This is a genomic window from Flavobacterium mesophilum (assembly GCF_039581405.1).
Classification (GTDB): domain Bacteria; phylum Bacteroidota; class Bacteroidia; order Flavobacteriales; family Flavobacteriaceae; genus Flavobacterium.
Genome location: NZ_JBCPXZ010000001.1, coordinates 532,509 through 552,705 on the forward strand (window position 1 = coordinate 532,509; position 20,197 = coordinate 552,705).

The 20,197-nt window shown below is 32.7% G+C and carries 22 protein-coding genes; 19 read left to right on the forward strand and 3 right to left on the reverse strand.

What is annotated here, in order from left to right; all coding sequences use genetic code 11:
• Positions 1-22 precede the first annotated feature (22 nt).
• On the reverse strand, positions 23-1,096 hold the full coding sequence (gene corA / locus AAYQ19_RS02170; protein WP_343533363.1) for a magnesium/cobalt transporter CorA: 1,074 nt from the start codon (positions 1,094-1,096) through the stop codon (positions 23-25).
• A 194-nt stretch (positions 1,097-1,290) separates the two neighbouring features.
• A complete protein-coding gene (dnaK, locus tag AAYQ19_RS02175) occupies positions 1,291-3,174 on the reverse strand; it encodes a molecular chaperone DnaK (RefSeq protein ID WP_343533365.1) in 1,884 nt (627 codons plus the stop codon).
• A 314-nt stretch (positions 3,175-3,488) separates the two neighbouring features.
• Between dnaK and AAYQ19_RS02180 the strand changes: the two genes are divergently transcribed.
• From AAYQ19_RS02180 to AAYQ19_RS02245, 14 genes are all read left to right on the forward strand, one after another.
• Positions 3,489-3,992 carry a hypothetical protein gene (locus AAYQ19_RS02180; RefSeq protein WP_343533367.1) on the forward strand — a complete coding sequence of 168 codons (504 nt, stop codon included), beginning with the start codon at positions 3,489-3,491 and terminating at the stop codon, positions 3,990-3,992.
• 113 nt (positions 3,993-4,105) lie between these two features.
• Positions 4,106-4,726 (forward strand): hypothetical protein, encoded by a 621-nt coding sequence (locus AAYQ19_RS02185; RefSeq protein WP_343533369.1) that lies wholly within the window; start codon positions 4,106-4,108, stop codon positions 4,724-4,726.
• Positions 4,727-4,930: 204 nt separating this feature from the next.
• Positions 4,931-5,275 carry a hypothetical protein gene (locus AAYQ19_RS02190; protein WP_343533371.1) on the forward strand — a complete coding sequence of 115 codons (345 nt, stop codon included), beginning with the start codon at positions 4,931-4,933 and terminating at the stop codon, positions 5,273-5,275.
• Positions 5,276-5,356: 81 nt separating this feature from the next.
• Complete coding sequence (locus AAYQ19_RS02195) at positions 5,357-5,989, forward strand: tetratricopeptide repeat protein (RefSeq protein ID WP_343533373.1); 633 nt, start codon at positions 5,357-5,359, stop codon at positions 5,987-5,989.
• A 53-nt stretch (positions 5,990-6,042) separates the two neighbouring features.
• Positions 6,043-6,975, forward strand: coding sequence for a toxin-antitoxin system YwqK family antitoxin (locus tag AAYQ19_RS02200; RefSeq protein WP_343533375.1), 933 nt, complete (start codon positions 6,043-6,045; stop codon positions 6,973-6,975).
• A 9-nt stretch (positions 6,976-6,984) separates the two neighbouring features.
• Positions 6,985-7,464, forward strand: coding sequence for a hypothetical protein (locus AAYQ19_RS02205; protein WP_343533377.1), 480 nt, complete (start codon positions 6,985-6,987; stop codon positions 7,462-7,464).
• A 105-nt stretch (positions 7,465-7,569) separates the two neighbouring features.
• The gene (locus tag AAYQ19_RS02210; RefSeq protein WP_343533379.1) at positions 7,570-9,054 is read left to right on the forward strand and encodes a TlpA family protein disulfide reductase; all 1,485 of its coding nucleotides are present in this window, start codon (positions 7,570-7,572) and stop codon (positions 9,052-9,054) included.
• The gene (locus tag AAYQ19_RS02215; protein WP_343533381.1) at positions 9,055-10,317 is read left to right on the forward strand and encodes a Na+/H+ antiporter; all 1,263 of its coding nucleotides are present in this window, start codon (positions 9,055-9,057) and stop codon (positions 10,315-10,317) included.
• 48 nt (positions 10,318-10,365) lie between these two features.
• Positions 10,366-10,827: an SRPBCC family protein gene (locus tag AAYQ19_RS02220; RefSeq protein WP_343533383.1), complete on the forward strand. Its 462-nt coding sequence runs from the start codon at positions 10,366-10,368 to the stop codon at positions 10,825-10,827.
• Between the two features lie 39 nt (positions 10,828-10,866).
• Positions 10,867-11,088 (forward strand): hypothetical protein, encoded by a 222-nt coding sequence (locus tag AAYQ19_RS02225; RefSeq protein WP_343533385.1) that lies wholly within the window; start codon positions 10,867-10,869, stop codon positions 11,086-11,088.
• A 181-nt stretch (positions 11,089-11,269) separates the two neighbouring features.
• Positions 11,270-12,373, forward strand: a complete 1,104-nt coding sequence (locus AAYQ19_RS02230) for a nuclease-related domain-containing protein (RefSeq protein ID WP_343533387.1) — start codon at positions 11,270-11,272, stop codon at positions 12,371-12,373.
• 90 nt (positions 12,374-12,463) lie between these two features.
• Positions 12,464-13,246 (forward strand): TlpA family protein disulfide reductase, encoded by a 783-nt coding sequence (locus AAYQ19_RS02235; protein ID WP_343533388.1) that lies wholly within the window; start codon positions 12,464-12,466, stop codon positions 13,244-13,246.
• A gap of 106 nt (positions 13,247-13,352) precedes the next feature.
• A complete protein-coding gene (locus AAYQ19_RS02240; RefSeq protein ID WP_132990310.1) occupies positions 13,353-13,790 on the forward strand; it encodes an acyl-CoA thioesterase in 438 nt (145 codons plus the stop codon).
• An 88-nt stretch (positions 13,791-13,878) separates the two neighbouring features.
• On the forward strand, positions 13,879-14,715 hold the full coding sequence (locus tag AAYQ19_RS02245; protein WP_343533391.1) for a mechanosensitive ion channel family protein: 837 nt from the start codon (positions 13,879-13,881) through the stop codon (positions 14,713-14,715).
• Position 14,716: 1 nt separating this feature from the next.
• Here the strand turns inward: AAYQ19_RS02245 and AAYQ19_RS02250 are convergent, their stop codons facing one another.
• Positions 14,717-15,409, reverse strand: coding sequence for a hypothetical protein (locus AAYQ19_RS02250; RefSeq protein ID WP_343533393.1), 693 nt, complete (start codon positions 15,407-15,409; stop codon positions 14,717-14,719).
• Positions 15,410-15,689: 280 nt separating this feature from the next.
• Here AAYQ19_RS02250 and AAYQ19_RS02255 point away from each other — a divergent pair, with 280 nt between their 5' ends.
• Genes AAYQ19_RS02255 through AAYQ19_RS02275 form a run of 5 tightly spaced genes read left to right on the forward strand, consistent with a single transcriptional unit; the run spans position 15,690 to position 20,060 of the window.
• Complete coding sequence (locus tag AAYQ19_RS02255; protein WP_343533395.1) at positions 15,690-16,682, forward strand: alpha/beta fold hydrolase; 993 nt, start codon at positions 15,690-15,692, stop codon at positions 16,680-16,682.
• A 19-nt stretch (positions 16,683-16,701) separates the two neighbouring features.
• On the forward strand, positions 16,702-17,091 hold the full coding sequence (locus AAYQ19_RS02260; protein WP_343533397.1) for a DUF1398 domain-containing protein: 390 nt from the start codon (positions 16,702-16,704) through the stop codon (positions 17,089-17,091).
• Positions 17,092-17,121: 30 nt separating this feature from the next.
• The gene (locus AAYQ19_RS02265) at positions 17,122-17,955 is read left to right on the forward strand and encodes a ThuA domain-containing protein (RefSeq protein ID WP_343533399.1); all 834 of its coding nucleotides are present in this window, start codon (positions 17,122-17,124) and stop codon (positions 17,953-17,955) included.
• A 12-nt stretch (positions 17,956-17,967) separates the two neighbouring features.
• The gene (locus tag AAYQ19_RS02270; RefSeq protein WP_343533401.1) at positions 17,968-18,819 is read left to right on the forward strand and encodes a sulfurtransferase; all 852 of its coding nucleotides are present in this window, start codon (positions 17,968-17,970) and stop codon (positions 18,817-18,819) included.
• A 17-nt stretch (positions 18,820-18,836) separates the two neighbouring features.
• Complete coding sequence (locus tag AAYQ19_RS02275) at positions 18,837-20,060, forward strand: ATP-binding cassette domain-containing protein (protein WP_343533403.1); 1,224 nt, start codon at positions 18,837-18,839, stop codon at positions 20,058-20,060.
• Positions 20,061-20,197 lie beyond the last annotated feature (137 nt).

The window sequence follows — 20,197 nt, forward strand, 5'->3', positions numbered from 1 at the left end:
TGCTCTTTTTTACTAATTACCATTAAAACCAACGTCTTCTCTTAAAATATATAATTAGGGCTATAACCAAGAAAAACATAGCTCCCATGGTTATAAAATAACCGTTCTCAGTTTTAAGTTCTGGCATATTTTCAAAATTCATTCCGTAAACTCCAACAATAAAAGTAAGCGGAATAAATATGGCCGAAATAATAGTAAGTGTTTTCATGATCTCATTCATTTTCCGGCTTTGTTCCGAAAAATAAAAGTTAGAAGCGCTTTCTAAAGAACTCATATCTGATTCAATTTGTTCCAAAAGCTCTAAACTCTTTTGATGCAATCTGATAAAAAAATTAAAAGTATCTTTTTGAATCAGATTGTTTCCGTCCTCATCATCTTTGATTGTTTTCAAATAATAAAGCGAATCCCTAAGCGGCACAATAGAACGCTTTAGGAAATTAAAATTATCTCTATGATTTTCAATTTTTTCCAAAATAATTGGGTCTGCTCCTTTTTTAGTCAAATTGATCAATTCTTCAATATTTTCCTCTTCATCTTCAATAGTAATGTAGAAATTCTCCATTACGGCATCCAACAATAGATACAGGAGATAATCGACTTTTTTTGTTCTTACGATTCCAGCATGAGTGCGCAAGCGCTCACGTATATGAGTAAAGAAATCGCTTCGTTTTTCCTGAAACGAAATCAAAATTCCGTCTTTCAAAATAAAACTTAATTGCTCCACTTTTAGATCATCTGAAGATTCTGAAGGCAAAAGTGATTTTATATTAAAGAATAAAACTTCCTGCTGTTCTTCAAGCTTGGTTCTTTTGGTTGTATTTAAAATATCAGCAAGCAAAAAATCATCGAGATTAAAATGCTGGCCAATTGTTTTGATAAGATCAATATCATTTAATCCGTGGATATTGAGCCAATTGTTTTTAGTAAAATCAAAACATGAATTCAATGCCGAAACTGTAAACTTTTCATATTCGATGACATCTGCATCATTATAAACGAAAAGCTGCATCTCTGTTTTAAAATCTTTATGAGATCCTGTATACTCTAAACTAGTATGCTGCAGTTTGCGTCCTTTCTTGTATTTTATCTTTCTCATTCATGAAAATTTACAATAGTAATATTACGAAAAAGAATCGGAATGGGAAATGACAATTGTCAGTTTGTGGAAAACCTTGTCGTAGAAGCACTGCAGTACATCTCTAAGTTAAAAATTTCGCATAAAAAAACCGAGTCATTTCTGACTCGGTTTTCTATCTTAATACTTTGTACTAATTACTTAGTACTAAAGAATTATTTTACTTCTTCGAATTCAACGTCTTCAACATTGTCTCCAGAAGACTGCTCTTGTTGTGGAGCAGCTTGTTGACCTTCACCTCCTTGAGCGTACATTGCTTCTGTAGCTGTTTTCCAAGCTGCATTTACATTGTCTAATCCTTTTTGGATTGCATCAAGATCTTGAGATTGGTGAGCCATTCTCAATTCAGTTAAAGCATATTCGATAGCTGTTTTTTGATCGTCTGTCAATTTATCTCCTAACTCTTTCAATTGAGATTCAGTTTGGAAGATAGTACTGTCAGCTTCGTTCAATTTCTCAGCTCTTTCTTTTGCAATTCTGTCAGCATCAGCGTTAGCTTCAGCATCTTTTTTCATTTTTTCGATTTCTTCAGCTGTTAATCCAGAAGAAGCTTCGATACGGATATCGTGAGATTTTCCTGTTCCTTTGTCAGTTGCAGAAACTTTGATGATACCATTAGCATCGATATCGAAAGTTACTTCGATTTGAGGAACTCCTCTTGGTGCTGGTGGAATACCATCTAAGTGGAAACGACCGATAGTTTTGTTATCAGCAGCCATTGCTCTTTCTCCTTGTAATACGTGGATTTCAACAGATGGTTGAGAATCAGCAGCAGTAGAGAATACTTGAGATTTTTTAGTTGGGATAGTTGTGTTAGACTCGATTAATTTAGTCAATACACCACCCATAGTTTCGATACCTAAAGAAAGAGGTGTTACGTCAAGTAACAATACATCTTTTACATCTCCAGATAAAACTCCACCTTGAATAGCAGCTCCAATAGCAACAACCTCATCAGGGTTAACACCTTTAGAAGCTTTTTTACCGAAGAATTTCTCCACTTCGTCAGCGATTCTTGGCATACGAGTAGAACCTCCTACAAGGATTACTTCGTCGATATCAGATGTAGATAAACCTGCATCTTTTAATGCTTTAGCAACTGGCTCCATAGAACGTTTTACTAAAGAATCTGATAATTGCTCAAATTTAGCTCTAGATAATTTTTTCACTAAGTGTTTTGGTCCAGAAGCAGTAGCAGTTACGTATGGTAAGTTGATTTCTGTTTCAGCAGAAGATGATAATTCAATCTTAGCTTTCTCAGCAGCTTCTTTCAAACGCTGTAATGACATTGGGTCTAAACGTAAGTCAATACCTTCTTCAGATTTGAATTCGTCAGCTAACCAGTCAATAATAACTTGGTCAAAATCATCACCACCTAAGTGAGTATCACCGTTTGTAGACAATACTTCGAATACACCGTCTCCTAATTCAAGAACAGAGATATCAAAAGTACCTCCACCTAAATCGTAAACAGCAATTTTTTGATCATTTCCTTTTTTATCTAATCCGTAAGCAAGTGCAGCAGCAGTTGGCTCGTTGATGATACGCATAACTTTAAGACCAGCGATTTCACCAGCTTCTTTAGTAGCTTGACGTTGCGCATCGTTAAAGTAAGCAGGAACAGTAATAACTGCCTCAGTAACTGTTTGACCTAAATAGTCTTCAGCAGTTTTTTTCATTTTTTGAAGTGTCATTGCAGACAATTCTTGAGCAGTGTATAAACGACCGTCAATATCCACACGTGGAGTATTGTTGTCACCTTTTACAACACTGTAAGGAACTCTTTTTGCTTCTCCTTCAGTTTCAGCAAAAGTGTGTCCCATAAAACGTTTAATAGAAGCAATCGTTTTTGTAGGGTTAGTTACTGCTTGTCTTTTTGCAGGATCTCCTACTTTAATTTCTCCACCTTCAACAAAAGCGATGATAGATGGTGTAGTTCTTTTTCCTTCTGCGTTAGGGATAACAACTGCTTCGTTACCTTCCATTACAGAAACACAAGAGTTCGTCGTACCTAAGTCAATTCCGATTATTTTACCCATTTTTTATATATTTAATTTTTGATTTAATTTTAAACTCATGTGGCATAAGTCAATCTTTGTGCCAATATAAAAAACTAAAGTAAATTGTCAGTTTTGCTTTTGGCATGCCAATAATCATCTGACAACATGACATTTTTCAAGACTGACAGGTTGTGATTTGTTCCTTTTTATGTCATTAAAAATTGAAATAATAATGAGGAACTCAAAATAAAAACGCATTTGAGAATTTATAAGGAAATATCATATATTTGAGAAAATAACAAGTCCTGGCTTTTATCAAAGTCTAAAACAACCTCAAACAACCCAAATCATTTATGAAACTAAAAAATTACATTTTTCTCTCCCTACTCTTAGTATTAATAGCCTTAAATGTTTATTTATTTCCAAAATTCAACTTTTACATCAATAATAGTACGTATTTATCTATCGTAATTGGTGCATTAGGAGCTGTTCTCGCTTTCAATCTATTAAAAGGCACAAAACCAGAAAAAGACAAATCAGTAATTGCTTTTTTTCTGCCAATTGTCGTTTTCTTTGGATTTACCCTTTTTAATGTTTTTTACCCTGTCGAAGTTGAAAGTGACATTTTAAAAGCAAATGGAGTTGAAACCATAGCTGAAATAACCAACAAAGAACATCTTCAATTTAAAAGAGCTGAAACTTATGAGTTTACCATCAAATTCAAAAATCAGAAAAATGAAATAATTGAAGCTAAAATGTCGACACATTTAAGTGAATATGACGATCATCAAATAGGTGAAATAATAAATATAAAATATTCTTCAGAAAATAATCAGCTTGTTGAATTGATTGACTGATTGATGATAGATTGCTAAAATCAAATAATATAAAAAACGAGAATAGGCTTAAGTCAGTCCTAAACTTGATGTAGTACCAGCATGTTACCATTAATTTTGCAGAAACCTTGCGCATGAAGAAAATCCTTTTTTTTATCCTTTTGTCATCTTTGCATTCTTATTCTCAGGATTTGAATACTTCTTATACGTCATTCTCATCAGAAAACCCTAGAGAGCACATTATTAGATTTTTAAACGATTCGATAATTGAATTTCAAAATATACCAACTCATGGAAGTAAAAGCTTTAGTTTTAAAAGGAGATATTTCAAAGAAAATGAGAACACAATAATTGAAATTAAAAACTTTAATGAAGAAGAACGAAACAATCTAAAAATTTATAATTTGGATTATCTAGAAAACAAAAGAATATATTTAAGTAAATACAAAAGTGAGCTTATTGATAAAAACAATAATACTGTTTATGTCAAAAATGAAATTCTGAATAGAAATAATATAAAACGAAAATCTATAACGATAATTAATGGAAAAAAAATTATAGTTGATAGAGGTATTACAAATGGTTATGGTTTAATTGAAAAAATGCCAAAAGAAAATAAAGCTGTAACAAAGTTTGTAATGGAAAACGCTGAAAATGTTAAATTTAAAAGCGAAGTAATACGAGGCTTGAAAGCATATGAAAAATATGGAATATTGGGAATAAATGGTGTTTGCATTATTACCAAAACTGAATAAAATTCTACTGGTAAAACGGATTTGGAAAAATGGCTTAATAGCAAAGATTGTTTTTGTGCTTGGATGATTTGCTTTGACTGTTCGCAGTCACTTGGTTGGCAAAGAAGAAGAATGGCTTAATTTAACCCCAACCCCGTTCTAGTATCAGAACTTTATGTACAAGCTCAAAAAAAGTGGTAAAAAGTAATTCTCCAAAATTAAAATATGAATAAAAAAATATTGTTATCAATCGTATTTTTAATTGGACTAGTCTATACTTATAATAACTTCTTTACTAAATCTATGATTATAGGAACTTATGTAAGCAATGGAAATGGCATAGATGGACCAAACAAAAACGATACTTTAATTCTTTTAGAAAATAATACTTACGAAAGTCAAACTTGGGGAAAAGGAAAATATACTTTAAAAGCAAACACTATTAACATCTATTACGATTATGAATTTGGAAAAGCGAGCTATCAAATGAGGATTGAAAGGAATTTTTATCTAAAACCAAAATTAGTTTTTGATTTTGACCAAGATAACTACTTCGAAAAAATAAAATAGTTCGTGCAAACAACAGCCTTTAACGGATTTAAGCAATTGAAAACAGCAAAAGCATAAAACTAAAATTGAAGAATTGAACCTATGAGGAAATTTTTATTGATTGTATTGTTGGCACAATTAGCGAATTGCCAATATAAACCAGACGCAAAAGCGGTCGAACTCGTAAAACAGGCAAATAAAATTGGCTCAGAATCTTTCTATAAAGACACAATCAAGGCTAATCAAGCTTTAGATTTACTCAATAAAGCAATTGAAATTGATGATAAATACTTCTCAGCCTATTATTCAAAATCAATATTTTTAACAACAAAAAAAGACATTAACGGCTTATTGCTAAACAATCAAAAAATGATTGAATTAAGACCAAATCAGCCTTTATGGTTAATCCAAAGAGGATTGTTTTTCGACATCAAAAAAGATTCTAAACAGGCTCAAGAAAATTATGCTTTAGGAATAACTAAATATCGGGAATTATTAAAACAGAAAGACTTGAATCAAGATTTTAATCTGAGAATTGAATACATTTCAGCCTTAGAAATAAGCTCTCAATTAAAACAGGCAAAAATCGAAATAGAAAAATTACAAAAAGATTTTCCTGAAAATGAAATTGTTCAGACTTACGCTAAAGGATATAAACTCAAAAGCAAAGCTGAACTACTAAATATATGGAGAAATGGCGACACAGAAACAAAATCTGATACCATTAATCAATAAAATTTAGTTAGAGATTTATATTTCAGAAATTATTAATTAACCAAAAATTTTATATGAAACACTTCTTTTCAATTTTATCATTTGTAATTACTCATTTAAGCTTCTCTCAAACCACAACGTATTATGACGCCAATTGGAAAGCTTGCGAAAAGAAAAACGCCGCTTTTTATAGGGTTGTTTCACCTAGTAAGAATCTTTTTGAGGTTAAGGATTATTACATCAACAATACACTCCAAATGAGTGGATATTCGAGCAAAAAAGACTCGTTAGTCCATCAAGGGAAATTTAACTTTTATAATGAAAAAGGAATTTTAATTGAAACTACTCAGTTTACAGATGATGTGAAACAAGGAAAATCTATTTCTTATTTTGATAATGGCCAAATTAAAAGAACGACAAATTATGTCAATGGTGCTTTCAATGGCGAAACAATTTATTATAATTCCAATGGAATTATGATTGGAAAAGGCCTTGCGAAGGACAATTATTGGTACGGAAAATGGGAAAAATACAATGACGACGGAAGTTTCATGACCAATTTATATTATGACGATCACTACAATTTTAAAGAAATAGGCGTTACGGCTTCAACTCCTAATCATATTTGGATTTATTTTGACAAAACAGAGGAGGATTCATTAATCACATACTTGTGCAGACCTGTCAACAGCAAACAAAAAGCTACAGATAAATTTTCGGAAGCTCCTGATGTGCAAATATTCATTCCGAAAACAAAAAAAGAAACTACAAATTCAACACAATTCGATTATAAATTTACTATTAATGATCCATCACTAAAAATCATTAAAGTAAAAATGAATGAGAATGTCGAATCAAACAATAATTTATATCGATACTTTTTTATTGATATAACTTCTAAAACCAATTCGTTCACTGTTGCAATTAGTGTTAAGGAAACTAAATTTCTATTTTATGAAAGTATTCTAGCAGAATTTGTAAATAATTTGACTTTTGAAACAAAATAAAAGTTAAAAATGAAGCCGAATCTACTTTTTGTCTTTTTACTTTTCATCGGATTTAATCCATATGCACAAAAATCCGGAATTGAATTTTTCTTTGTTGAAAATTATAAAAACTCGAATTCTGATTGCAAATATTGTTTTGATTTGGAAACAGCCAAGTTGCAATCAGTTCCGATTATAAATGAAAAGGACATTAAATCTTTTAATTGGGAGACGCAACAAATAACTTTAACCGAAGAAGGAAAACATAAATTTACAGATCTAAAAATTCCTTTATCAGGGTTGCCAGTAATGCTCACATTAAATGGAAGTAAAATTTATGGCCTCTGGTTTTGGAATGCAGTATCTTCATTTGGTTGCGATAGAGTATATACTTTTCCAACTATTGATTTTAAAATTCAATTTGGCTTACCTAAAAATTATCGTTTTGGAACAGACCCGAGATTCGACAAAAAACTTAATGAATATGTTCTCTCTAAATACAATCAATAGCTAATTCAACAAAGTATTTAGGACGTTATCTCTTTCAAAACGTGTTTTTTACCGAATAAAAAATCTATATTTGAGATAATCAAAAATTAATTAAAACCTTGAACTATGAAGTTGTTTCAATTAATCCTAATAGTAATGCTTCCTGCATTTTTAGTTTGTCAAACTAAAAAAGACAATATTAAAATAATCGGAAAAATAACTGGTAAAATCCCTGAAACAATTGAATACACATTGCCTATTAATGGAATCGAATATTTTGGTTTTACCAATGCTATACAGCCTGATTTAGCAGGAAATTTTGAAATAAAACTTCATTCAGACAAAACTTGCTTTGTAGATTTATCAAATACTTATAAGTCTTTCGGAACCCTAATTGTTGAGCCAGGAATGACTTATAAAATCTATATTGACACTGAAAGCCCTGAAAATAAATTCCGAGTTGAATCTCCGAACGAAAAAGGTCAGGAATTATATAATAAGATTTCCAATCGAAGCATGATTGTTGGCGGGCATTTTGAGCTTGAAACAAAAAACTACATGAAGGACAGTATTCCTGAATTGTTAAAACAAAAAATAGAACAGCAACAAAAAAATGAAATCGCAGGATTTCAAAGTTTGTTCGACCAAAAAATCATTTCAAAGGACTTCTTCAGTCTCGTTCAAACAGACAGAGATTATTTTCACAAAGGCATTCTCGGAAGTTTTGCTTTCATTAATTATTTGAATCAGGAACGAAACAAAAACACCCTTTCTACAGAACAATACACTACCCTTTGGGCAGAAATTTTCAAAACAAATCCTGTCGCAAATCCAGCGCTTTTAAGTTCGCCTTGGTTTTATTATTATGTTGAAAATTATTTGCGCTATAAAGAATTAATCGTCGAAAAAACCACAATTGCACAATTAACCGAATTTCGCAAACAAGGGCTTATTCATACACACCATATTTCTGTCGCAAAAAAGTACTTAACCGGCAAACACCTAGAATATTATTTTGCCGCTTATATTTATTATGAAGCGATTAATAATAATTACGAAAAAGAACTCGTAACACTTTTTGAGCAATTTAAAAAAGAATATCCATCAAGCGCATATACTCGTTTTCTAGAGCCTGTGATTATCCCAATTATTGCTTTTCACAAAAAACAATCGGAGCCTTTGAATGAAAAAATTAAATTCGTTGATAATACAATAGCTCTTAACTTGGTAAAAGATGCTTTGAAAACATTAGAAGGAAAACAATATTATGTAGATATTTGGGCTACTTGGTGCGGACCGTGCAAAGAAGAATTTAAATACAATGCCAAATTATACGAATTGCTGAAATCTAAAAACATCACAATGATTTACATATCCATAGACAAAGAAAACCGTGAGAAACAATGGAAAGAAATGATTCATTTTTATAATTTGGAAGGTTTGCATATTAGAGCAAATGAAAAATTAGATGCCGATTTAAGAACGCTTTATGGCAGTCAGGCAATGGGAATTCCGTGGCATTTTTTGACAGATGAAAACGGAAATATTATCCGTAAAAGTTTGAGCGGACCATCCGAAATTGAAAATTTAGAAAAACAGTTGAACAACTAAATGGAAAATTATACCATTATCATTTTTATATTGGCAGTTGTCATAGGCATTTCAGCCTTTGCAGACAAAGCAAAACTGCCCTTTCCTATTCTTTTGGTAATTGTAGGGGTTGCAATTGGCTTCATTCCAACCATGAATGAAATCGAAATCAATCCGGAAATTATTTTTTTGATATTCTTGCCTCCACTATTGTATGATGCTTCGTTTAATATTTCTCCAAAGCATTTTAAAACGAATCTCAGTACAATAAGCACTTTGGCAATACCATTAGTTTTTCTTACTACATTTTGGATTGCCGTAGTTTCACATTATATGATTCCGGGCATGAGTTGGTCCTTATCTTTTGTACTTGGCGCCATACTTTCTGCCACCGATGCCGTCGCTGCAGTAAATATTACAAAAGGCCTGGACATTCCAGAAAAAACCTTGACAATATTGGAAGGCGAAAGTCTAATCAATGATGCATCGGCACTTGTTGCTTATCGTTTTGCAGTAGCCGCCGTAATGGGTTCAGCATTCGTGATCTGGAAAGCTACATTTCAATTTATAATTTTGCTTGGTGGCGGATTTTTAGTTGGTTTTGTAATGGGCAAAATTTTAGCTTTAATATTGAGAAAAGTCCGAGACAATATAAATGTTACCGTAAGTTTTATGCTTTTGATGCCTTTTGTAACTTATTTAGTTGCTGAACACTTACATGTTTCTGGTGTAATTGCTGTCGTTATTTTAGGATTGGCAATGGCGCGTTTGAGCAACAAAGTTTTCCCTCAAAATTTAAAAAACAACGCTAGAAATCTTTGGGATGTTATTATTTTTCTGCTAAACGGATTGATTTTCATTTTAATCGGACTCAATTTTCGATACATTCTTAAAGATATCGATGACGGAATGATTTTACCTTACATTGGTTATGCAGCAATAATTACAATTGTTGCGATATTAACTAGAATGGTAAGGGTCTTTTTTCAAAAGAAAAATCTGCAAAAAGGTTTTTTAAGGAATAGTACCAAAAAACGAAAAGTAAGTGAGCATGCACTTCTGGATTTTGGAAATAGCTTAATTATAAGCTGGTCAGGAATGCGAGGTATTGTTTCACTTGCTATTGCGCTGGGTTTGCCCAAATTCTTATCAGATGGTACTCCTTTTCCGCAACGAAACGCTATTATCTTTATTTCTGTCGCTGCGGTGCTTATAACCATAATTGGCCAAGGACTAACGTTGCCATGGATTGTTAAAAAAATAAATTCCTTGAAAGAAAAATAGCATTAAGCAGATAATTGTTTTATTTTTAATCACTTAAATAAAAATAAAATGAAATCAGAAATTACAGCAACCACGCCAGAATCAGAAATCGTGACAACCCGAGTTCTGCATTTTCCACAAGAACTGGTTTTTAAAGCCTGGAGTGATCCTGATCATTTGAAAAATTGGTGGGGACCAAAAGGTTTTACTAATACTTTCAACGAATTTAATTTTTGCGAAGGCGGAAAATGGAGCTTTATTATGCATGGGCCCGAAGCTGGAAATTATGCCAATGAATGTGAATTCATTAAAATTGACAAACCTAATCTTATCGCTTGGAAACGTCATTCCAAACCATTATTCCAAATTCTAGCCACATTTGAAACTGTTGATGAAAACAAAACAAAAGTCGTTTTTAAAATGCTTTTTGAGACAGTTGAGGAATGTCAAAAACTGAAACCTTACGTTGTCGATAAAAACGAAGAGAACTTTGACAAACTTGAAGTTGAATTATCGAAAATGAATCTATAAAAATAAATTCGAAGAATGAATGTAAATTTTTCTCTTGGGATGAAAGTTTTTTTGAATGGAGAATATGGTGTTATAATTAATTCAGACTCCGACACAACAAATCTATATGGACTAGTTCGGTGGGATTCGCCAAATGAAAATGATTTGGAAGATTGGCGAGGAATGTTCGAGACATTTACTCAGATAGGGGGAGAAATTATTGACATCAACCATCAATTTAAATTTATCAATGATGATGGAACAGTAAAATTCAAAAACTGATAACAACACTTTAATAACCAAGTTATTACAAAACGCTATTGCAAATAAATTGATTTTATTTTTCAAAAAAATCATACCTTTATATAAAACAATTGCCTACTAATATTAGCATTTCTCTAAGCTTAAAATTCTTATCATATAAACCTTTAAATTATCTTATGGCAACAAATCGTGAAAGAATATGTGTAGAGTTTATAATACCATCGGATGTCTGAATACTTTACAATTTGATTTAGTCAGATATAACATCGACCATTTTCATTCGTTGAATGAACTGATTACTTTTCGGAAAAATCATCAAATCAACGAGGAGCAAATCATTTCCAATCATACTTTATTTGTTGAAGAAGAAAAGTTAGCGCTCGAAAAAGATTTATCTGATTTAAATACTTCTATTTCACAAAAAAAAATGATTCTCGAACTGCAATTAAGACAGCAACTCGACAATTTTAATGACCAAATTGAAAACCTTCCGGAAACCCATTCCAAAATTATCCCGACAATAAAAGATTATTGGTTCAATCTCGTTATCTGCACAAAATTTTGGTCGGTACAGCTTAAATTTCATTACGAAATCTTCCTATTTAATTATGAAATAAAGAAACAGCTTTTTCGAAAAAACAAACGCTTTGAATATATTTCTGCCAATTTTCAAAATGTTGTAAACGAAAGCAGTTTTCAGGATTTACAAGCATTTGAAAAGAAAAAAGAAATAATCGAAACTTTAAACAACACCATTTACGGCGCAGTTGGTGAGCAAAAAGTAGAAAGCATGCTCAAAAAATTAACCGACGATTATATTTTGATAAATGATTTTTGCTGCACTTTCAATCCGCCAATCTACAATAAAAACAATCACGATCACATTCATTCGATTCAAATCGATCATCTTTTGATCTCTCCTGCCGGTGTTTTTTTGATAGAAACAAAAAACTGGAGCGAAAATTCCATAAATAATCCTGATTTGCGGTCGCCGGTTGAGCAAGTGCTGCGAACCAATTATGCTTTATTTCGTCTCTTCAACAATCAAATAAGCAAATTAGATCATGATTTTTCACGGCAATATTGGGGAAACAGAAAAGTGCCAATTAAAAATGTAATTGTCTTTACCAACAAAAAACCAATCGAGGAATTTCAATTTGTAAAAATCCTCACGGTTGATGAATTACTTCCTTACATTAAATATTTCGACCCAAGCTTTCTTATTGAAGAAACCGAAATAATAGCCGATTTCCTTCTTAAATTCTCCGAACAAAAACAAGTTCACTCTAAACTAAACAGTTAACAATAGTTAAGATTTTCTAAAGAATTCTTACAATTAAAAATCAACTTACAAAAAGCTCTTATATTTATCAAAAACTATAAAATCTAACCCATGAAAAAACTAATTTATTTTGCTCTTTTGTTAATTACACCGCTCTTTTACGCACAAACGAAAGTTGCCAAAAAACCTGAAAGAGTAATCATAGCCAACAATGAAATTATCACCATGCAACAACTTGAAGAATATGGCAAAGAAGGGCGCATAAAATCAATGTCAAGTGGTGTTTCGGAAGAAAAAAGAAATGAATATGCAAAAAAATTTGGAGATAAAATTGGAGATAAAGAGTTTATAAGCTTGGTCGAGATTTATGACGTCGCAAAACCAGAAAACAATACTTCTACTAATAATTCAACTCCAGAAAAAACAGCCAAAAAAGAAAATCCCGAATATCTTCTGAATGTAAATGATAAAGCCAAAGATTTTACCTTGAAACTAGTTGATGGAAAAGAAATAAAACTTTCCGATTTAAAAGGAAAAGTTGTTTTGGTCAATTTTTGGGCAACTTGGTGCGCACCTTGCCTTCAGGAATTTTATGATGTTCCAGAAAAAATTCTAGAGCCATTCAAAAACGACAATTTTGTATTTTTAGCCATTTCAAGTGGAGAAGCTGAAAATATAGTGGCAAAAAAAGTTGTTAAACTTAAAGGTGACGGACTGAATTTTAATTACGGAATCGATACCGATCGAAAAATTTGGAACGATTATGCCACAAATTCAATTCCTAAAAATTTCGTAATTGATCAAAATGGAGTTGTAAAATTTACAGCAACAGGAAATGCTGAAGGGAACTTGGATAAAATTGCTACTGAAATTAAAACACTGCTTGCAAAATAGCTTATTCACGGCATCTTGCAAAAAAAATTATGCGCGCATAGTAATTTTGTGTTATTCGTCTATTTTTTATTCGTAATTTCGGTTTCTCATTAATTACAATTACAAAATGGCTTCATTTATTAAAGAAATATCTTTTCGCTGGTCCGATTTAGACCCGAATTTTCATGTTCGTCACAGTGCTTATTATGATTTTGGTGCACAACATCGTATTGAAATCCTTGAAGAATTAGGATTGACTTTGAAAGTTATGCAAACACAAGGTTTTGGGCCCGTTTTATTTAGAGAAGAATGTGTTTTCAGAAAAGAATTAAAACTTTCAGACAAAATATTCATTCATACCAAAACATCAAAAATGAAAGCCGATGCTTCGCGTTGGTCAATCATTCACGAGTTTAGAAGAGAAGATGATACACTTTGCGCAACCATTACTGTTGACGGTGCGTGGATGGATACAAAACTTAGAAAATTAGCTTCACCAACGCCAGAAATCGCAATTGAAGCGTTGAGCATTTTCCCAAAAAGCGATGATTTTGTTGGACTATAAAAACAACCATTATTTGTCTTAACTTTATAAATCCAAAAAGCAATGTTTAAACATTGTTTTTTGGATTTTTTTCTAAAAATCGCAACACATGATTGATTACTTAAAAGATTTTAGAATTGGTGTTTTTATAGCCATTATAGCCGTTACAACCATTATTCTTGGCGCAATTACAGACAAAGTGCTTCGCTATTTTTTGTACCGAAAACAAACCAATAAAGAATATGATCCAACCGGATTTAGATTTTTAAAACATTTAATTATCACAGTAATCTATATTCTAGGATTTGCCTTTGCTTTAATCCAAATTCCAGAATTTAAGATAATTGGACATTCTGTTCTGGCTGGCGCAGGCGTAATTTCTATTGTTGCGGGTTTAGCTTCACAACAAGCCTTAAGTAATATTGTAAGCGGGATTTTTTTAGTGATTTTCAAGCCATTTCGCATTAATGATAAAATCACCATCAACAATTTTGTCGGTACAGTTGAAGACATCAATTTAAGACAAGTCGTTCTAAAAGATGCTGAAAACAACCGAATCATCATTCCGAATTCTGTAATCAGCGCTCAAATTATTGTAAACACTAATATGCATGACACAAAATGCTGTAAAATAATCGAAATCGGAATTGGTTATGAATCAAATATTGAACAGGCATTAGAAATCATGCAAGATGAAATTTCGAAACACCCGTTTTTTATAGACACCAGAACCGCCGAAGCCAAAAAGCAAAATACACCGCTGGTTGTCGCTCGCGTTGTGGCATTGGCAGATTCTAGTGTAAATTTAAAAGCCTGGGCTTGGGCAAAAAACTCTACCGACGGTTTTGTAATGTATTGTGATTTGCTTCAAAGCATCAAGAAACGTTTTGATGAAGCCAAAATTGATATTCCGTATCCACAACGTGTTGTGACGATTAAGCAATAATTTACTCAAACTTTAATCCAAAATTTACTTTCTCAAAAGTTGTACTGCAGGAAAATGCAAATCGGCCAACATTAAGCGTGCCGAAAATCCCTCCTACTGAATGTCCCGAATAAAATCCGCCAGCAGAAAATCGGTGCACTTGATATTTCAGCACAATATCATTCACTCTTGAACTCAATTGTCCAAAAGCAATTACGTGTGGAATGATTTCATAGCTTCCAAAAACCTTCGGAACTAATTTTTTGTAATAATCAAAACTTTCATCCGTTTCATAATCGACACTTGTTGAATGTAGATTTTCAAGATTTCCGCCGATATAAGTATTTTCAGAGAAATGCCATGAAATACTAAAACCTGTAAAAGTGCCATCATAGCCACTCCGTGATTCCAGATATCCCACTCCAATTGTGGCTCTAAATTTACCGCAAATTTTTCCGATGTAGCCAACGTAAGTGCGATCAATTTCCGACTTGTCAATTCCAGCGCCAAAAATAATGTCATCATCACACATACTAAAAGCATACTGGAAATAAGCCGAATATTGATCTTTATTGGCTGCGACCACGCTTCGGCCTTTATCCAGATCGATATTTGCCGAAATTAAGGTTGAGTTTATAACGGCGAAATCAAATGTATTGAGTTCTTGGGCAAAAGTGGGGACTGTGAGCAGGAATAAAAGTATCGTTTTTTTCATAATACTATCTTTTAGCTTACAACATTCTGATACTAAATTACATACTATTTTCCTGTTAATAAAAGAAGTCCTCTGAAGTGCTACATTACTCGTCAAAATGCATTATTTTCAAAATCTGCATCATTTAATCGATAAAATTTCAATAAATCATCGATAATTGGCAATAAAAGCTCGTAAACCATTTTGAAAGCTTTTTTTCTGATAACTTTAAGACAGTATTCTTTGCATTTCAAATTGGTTAACGGTAATTTTATGCTTCAAACATATAATCTGCTCCAAAATGAAAATTGCAAAGCTTTTATTGTTCTTATTTCCTTTTTTGGCTTCTTCGCAAGATGTCAATATCAAGCATTTAGATATTAATTTGACAAATTATGAATATCCATTTCCCGTTCAATTTCTGGAATTAAACAATCAGCGCCAATACATGCAAATGTTTTATATGGATGTTGTTCCTGAAAATTGCAACAACAAAAATGTGGTATTGCTTCACGGAAAAAACTTCAATGGAGCTTATTGGGAAACTACTATAAAAGCATTAAATGCTGCAGGATATCGTGTAATTGTACCGGATCAAATTGGTTTTGGGAAATCATCAAAACCCGATAATTTTCAATTTACTTTTCAGCAATTGGCAGAAAACACCAAAAAATTATTGGATCATCTCGGAATTGGAAAAGCTACAATTCTTGGGCATTCTATGGGCGGAATGTTAGCAACGAGATTTGCTTTGATGTATCCGGAAATGACGGAAAAATTAGTTCTCGAAAATCCAATTGGTTTAGAAGATTGGAAATTAGTAGTTCCTTACAAACCTGTTGATTGGTGGTACGAATCGGAACAAAAGCAAAATTTTCAGTCGATTAAAAATTACCAAATGGCTAATTATTATAATGGAAAATGGAATGCTAATTATCAAAAATGGGCCGAACTCAGCGCCGGCTGGACCACAGATCCTGAATATGACAAAGTAGCTTGGAATTCGGCACTTTTGTATGAAATGATTTTCACACAGCCTGTTTTATATGAATTTAAAAATATTCAAGTTCCTACCCTTTTGATTATTGGAACAAGAGACAAAACGGCATTAGGAAAACCTTTAGTTTCTGAAGATATTCAAGCCACAATGGGAAATTACGCCGAATTAGGAAAACGAACTCAAAAAGCAATTCCGAATTCAAAACTGGTTGAAATTCCAAATACAGGACATTTGCCACATATTGAATCTTTTGATCAATTTATAAAACCATTAATCGTATTTTTGAAAGAATAATTAATTAAAACCACATATCATGTTTACAATCGAACAAATAAAAGAAGCACATGCTAAAGTAAAAAGCGGCGCTGATTTTCCAAACTACATACAAGACTTAATCATTTTAGGCGTAAAAGGCTATGACACTTACGTGAATGACGGCCACTCAGAATATTTTGGCGTAAATAGCTATTCAGTTTCTACAGATGAAAAATACAGCACAATTTCTATTGCGAATACAGTAAACAAAGAGCTTTTCATTGAAATGCTCGTAAAACATCAGCATGGCGAAACAGATTATCTGACTTTCTGCAATCATTGTGGGCAATGCGGTATAGCAAAATGGCGCGTTGATATCATTGAAATGACTTGTACTTATTTTGATAGTGCCGAAAACGAAATTTTAATTGAGAAAATTCCAAGTTAATTTTAAATAGATATGAGGATTTTCAAAAGAATGAATTTAGCGTTCAAATTAAATATTCTATTCGCACTATTTCTAGTTTGTTTTACTGGAAATGCACAGCATAAAAAAGACAAAACTAAATTTAAGGTAATTGCTTTTTATACGGCCAAAAACGATCAGGCACACATTAGTTTTGTGCACGAAGCCAATAAATGGTTTCCAAAAGTTGCCGAAGAAAATCATTTTGAATACGATTCGACAAGCAACTGGGACAATTTGAATGCACAATTTTTGGCAAAATATCAAGTGGTATTGTTTTTAGACACTAGGCCTGAAACTCCAGCGCAGCGCGAAGCTTTTCAAAAATATATGGAAAACGGCGGTGGTTTTATCGGATTTCACTTTTCGGCTTTTGCTTTGAATGATTCTTCCTATCCTCAAAACTGGGATTGGTATCATAATACGTTTTTGGGTTCTGGAGAATACGGAAGCAATACTTGGCGACCAACATCAGCCATTTTGAGAGTTGAGAATCAAGATCCGATCACCAAAAACATTCCGAAAACATTTAAATCGCAGCCGAATGAATGGTACCGTTGGAGCAATGATTTAAGAAAAAATCCTGACATTAAAATTCTTTTGGCAATCGATGAAAGTAGTTTCCCATTAGGAACTGGTCCAAAAGCGCATGAAATTTGGCACAGCGGGTATTATCCAGTAGTCTGGACTAATAAAAAGTACAAAATGCTTTATGTAAATATGGGACATAACGATATTGATTATGAACACGGAACAAATAAAACCTTGTCCTATACTTTTGAAAATGAGATTCAAAACAAAATAATTTTGAACGCTTTGCAGTCATTCGGAAAATCAAAAAAATAAACTTCCTTCAAAATGTCTAAATTATCCTCTCTTATAAATCCTGAAGAATTAATGCAGCTGCAAAATCTTCCTGAACTCATTTTAGTCGATGCCAGAGCAGGATTAAATGTCTATGAAAATTATTTCAAAGAACATTTAAAAGGCGCTCGATATGTTGATTTGAACAAAGATTTGGCAACAGTAGACTGCAACCCGAAAAATGGCGGAAGACATCCGTTGCCTTCTCTAGAAAAATTTTCAGAAGTGCTTTCTAAAATCGGAATTTCACCGGAAAGCCATGTTGTTGTTTATGATGACAAAAACGGGTCAAATGCAGCTTCACGATTTTGGTGGATGATGAGAGCAATTGGACATGAAAAAGTTCAAGTTTTAAACGGTGGTTTGCAAGAAGCTATAAAAAGTGGTTTTCCTGTAAATTCAGAAATCGAGTCATTTAAAAAAAGCAGTTATCCAGTTTCAAATTGGAAATTGGCTGTCGCCGATATTGAAGAAGTCGAAAAAGCCCGTAAAAACGATCAAAATATTGTAATCGATGTTAGAGATAAAAATCGTTTTGATGGCCTCACAGAACCGCTAGATTTGATCGCAGGGCATATTCCTGGTGCGATCAATGTTCCATTTAGCGAAAATTTAAATGAAAACGGATTTTACAAATCGGCTGAAGATTTAAACGAAAAATACAAAACGATTTTAGGCGATATTAATCCTGAAAATGTAATTGTACATTGCGGCTCGGGCGTGACGGCCTGCCACACTTTACTGGCAATGGATTATGCAGGAATCCCGATTCCGAAACTTTATGTGGGTTCATGGAGCGAATGGTCAAGAAATGATCACGAAATGGCCACAAAAAAATTAGAATAATTATTTAAGAATTTATAATGCAACACTGGGATATACTTTTATCAAATCAGGTAAACAAAAAAGCTTTTATAGACAATATATTAAACGGAGAAGCTAAAGGTGAATTAGCTGTTTTTAATACTCAAAAAGGAATTCTTTTTTCTGATATTTCAATTGAAAAATTCATCGAAAAAGAATTTCAATATGACAGCGTTGAAGCTTCTACAACTTCAAATCGACAGCTTAGAACTTTTTCTTCTGGCGAACGTAAAAAAGAATTTTTGCGTTACTGTATTGATCAAAAACCAGATTTCATCATTTTTGATAATCCGTTTGATCATTTAGATCAGGCTTCACGTGTAGTTTTGGCAACATCTTTAGAAAAACTAACAGATTCTATCGCTATTATTCAATTATTAAACCGCAATGTCGATGTATTGGATTTTGTTCCAAACAAAGCTTTAATCAAAGACAATTCGTTTGAATTGCATCCTCTTGTAAAAGCCGAAAATCATTTCAAAACACTAAATACTGCTGCAATCCCAAAAGCAATCGAACCGCATTCCTTCCACGAAAGTGTATTAATTAAAATGGATGAAGTTTCGGTAAGCTATGAAGAGCGCAAAATTATAGACAAAATTTCTTGGACCATAAAACAAGGCGAATTTTGGCAATTAATTGGTCCGAATGGTTCTGGAAAAAGCACCATTTTATCTTTGATTACAGGCGATAATCCAAAAGGTTTTGGACAGAATTTATATTTATTTGGAAGAAAAAAAGGAAGCGGTGAAAGTGTTTGGGACATCAAAAAACAAATCGGAATCTTCGCCACTTCTATGACCGATTTATTTCAAAAAGGCCACACACTCGAACAAATGATTCTTTCTGGTTTTTTCGATTCTATCGGATTATATACTGAACCAACAACACATCAAAAGCAAATTGTAAATCAATGGCTTGAAGTAATTGAAATGACGCATTTACGCAAAAAACGTTTCATCGATCTTTCAATTGGCCAACAAAGAGTTGCTTTGATTGTTCGCGCCGTTTTAAAACATCCGCCATTGTTGATTTTAGACGAACCTGTTGAAGGCTTAGACGACGAAAATGTTGATTTGGTTATTCAGTTAATCAACACCATAAAACAAGAAACAAACGTTTCGATTTTATATGTTTCGCATAGAATTGAAGCTGGCCTTGCTCCTACTTCTGTTTTTGAACTTTTACCATCAGAAACAGGATCAATCGGGAAAGTAAAATAAATTAGACAATATGTCAATTAGATAATGTGACAATTAGATAATTAGATAATGTGGAAATTAGATAATTTGTCAATTATAACACAATGCATATCTGTAGAGGCGCACTGCAGTGCGTCTACGCAACGAATATCCACAAT

What these genes read in the sequence shown, in the direction of transcription:
- AAYQ19_RS02270 (WP_343533401.1), top strand. Translation starts at nt 17,968, where the DNA reads ATGTCTAAATTATCCTCTCTTATAAATCCTGAAGAATTAATGCAGCTG.
- AAYQ19_RS02245 (WP_343533391.1), top strand. Translation starts at nt 13,879, where the DNA reads ATGATTGATTACTTAAAAGATTTTAGAATTGGTGTTTTTATAGCCATT.
- AAYQ19_RS02205 (WP_343533377.1), top strand. Translation starts at nt 6,985, where the DNA reads ATGAAGCCGAATCTACTTTTTGTCTTTTTACTTTTCATCGGATTTAAT.
- AAYQ19_RS02225 (WP_343533385.1), top strand. Translation starts at nt 10,867, where the DNA reads ATGAAAGTTTTTTTGAATGGAGAATATGGTGTTATAATTAATTCAGAC.
- AAYQ19_RS02195 (WP_343533373.1), top strand. Translation starts at nt 5,357, where the DNA reads ATGAGGAAATTTTTATTGATTGTATTGTTGGCACAATTAGCGAATTGC.
- AAYQ19_RS02255 (WP_343533395.1), top strand. Translation starts at nt 15,690, where the DNA reads ATGAAAATTGCAAAGCTTTTATTGTTCTTATTTCCTTTTTTGGCTTCT.
- AAYQ19_RS02275 (WP_343533403.1), top strand. Translation starts at nt 18,837, where the DNA reads ATGCAACACTGGGATATACTTTTATCAAATCAGGTAAACAAAAAAGCT.
- AAYQ19_RS02265 (WP_343533399.1), top strand. Translation starts at nt 17,122, where the DNA reads ATGAATTTAGCGTTCAAATTAAATATTCTATTCGCACTATTTCTAGTT.
- corA (WP_343533363.1), bottom strand. Translation starts at nt 1,096, where the DNA reads ATGAGAAAGATAAAATACAAGAAAGGACGCAAACTGCAGCATACTAGT.
- AAYQ19_RS02235 (WP_343533388.1), top strand. Translation starts at nt 12,464, where the DNA reads ATGAAAAAACTAATTTATTTTGCTCTTTTGTTAATTACACCGCTCTTT.
- AAYQ19_RS02215 (WP_343533381.1), top strand. Translation starts at nt 9,055, where the DNA reads ATGGAAAATTATACCATTATCATTTTTATATTGGCAGTTGTCATAGGC.
- AAYQ19_RS02240 (WP_132990310.1), top strand. Translation starts at nt 13,353, where the DNA reads ATGGCTTCATTTATTAAAGAAATATCTTTTCGCTGGTCCGATTTAGAC.
- AAYQ19_RS02190 (WP_343533371.1), top strand. Translation starts at nt 4,931, where the DNA reads ATGAATAAAAAAATATTGTTATCAATCGTATTTTTAATTGGACTAGTC.
- AAYQ19_RS02260 (WP_343533397.1), top strand. Translation starts at nt 16,702, where the DNA reads ATGTTTACAATCGAACAAATAAAAGAAGCACATGCTAAAGTAAAAAGC.
- dnaK (WP_343533365.1), bottom strand. Translation starts at nt 3,174, where the DNA reads ATGGGTAAAATAATCGGAATTGACTTAGGTACGACGAACTCTTGTGTT.
- AAYQ19_RS02230 (WP_343533387.1), top strand. Translation starts at nt 11,270, where the DNA reads ATGTGTAGAGTTTATAATACCATCGGATGTCTGAATACTTTACAATTT.
- AAYQ19_RS02210 (WP_343533379.1), top strand. Translation starts at nt 7,570, where the DNA reads ATGAAGTTGTTTCAATTAATCCTAATAGTAATGCTTCCTGCATTTTTA.
- AAYQ19_RS02220 (WP_343533383.1), top strand. Translation starts at nt 10,366, where the DNA reads ATGAAATCAGAAATTACAGCAACCACGCCAGAATCAGAAATCGTGACA.
- AAYQ19_RS02185 (WP_343533369.1), top strand. Translation starts at nt 4,106, where the DNA reads ATGAAGAAAATCCTTTTTTTTATCCTTTTGTCATCTTTGCATTCTTAT.
- AAYQ19_RS02180 (WP_343533367.1), top strand. Translation starts at nt 3,489, where the DNA reads ATGAAACTAAAAAATTACATTTTTCTCTCCCTACTCTTAGTATTAATA.
- AAYQ19_RS02250 (WP_343533393.1), bottom strand. Translation starts at nt 15,409, where the DNA reads ATGAAAAAAACGATACTTTTATTCCTGCTCACAGTCCCCACTTTTGCC.
- AAYQ19_RS02200 (WP_343533375.1), top strand. Translation starts at nt 6,043, where the DNA reads ATGAAACACTTCTTTTCAATTTTATCATTTGTAATTACTCATTTAAGC.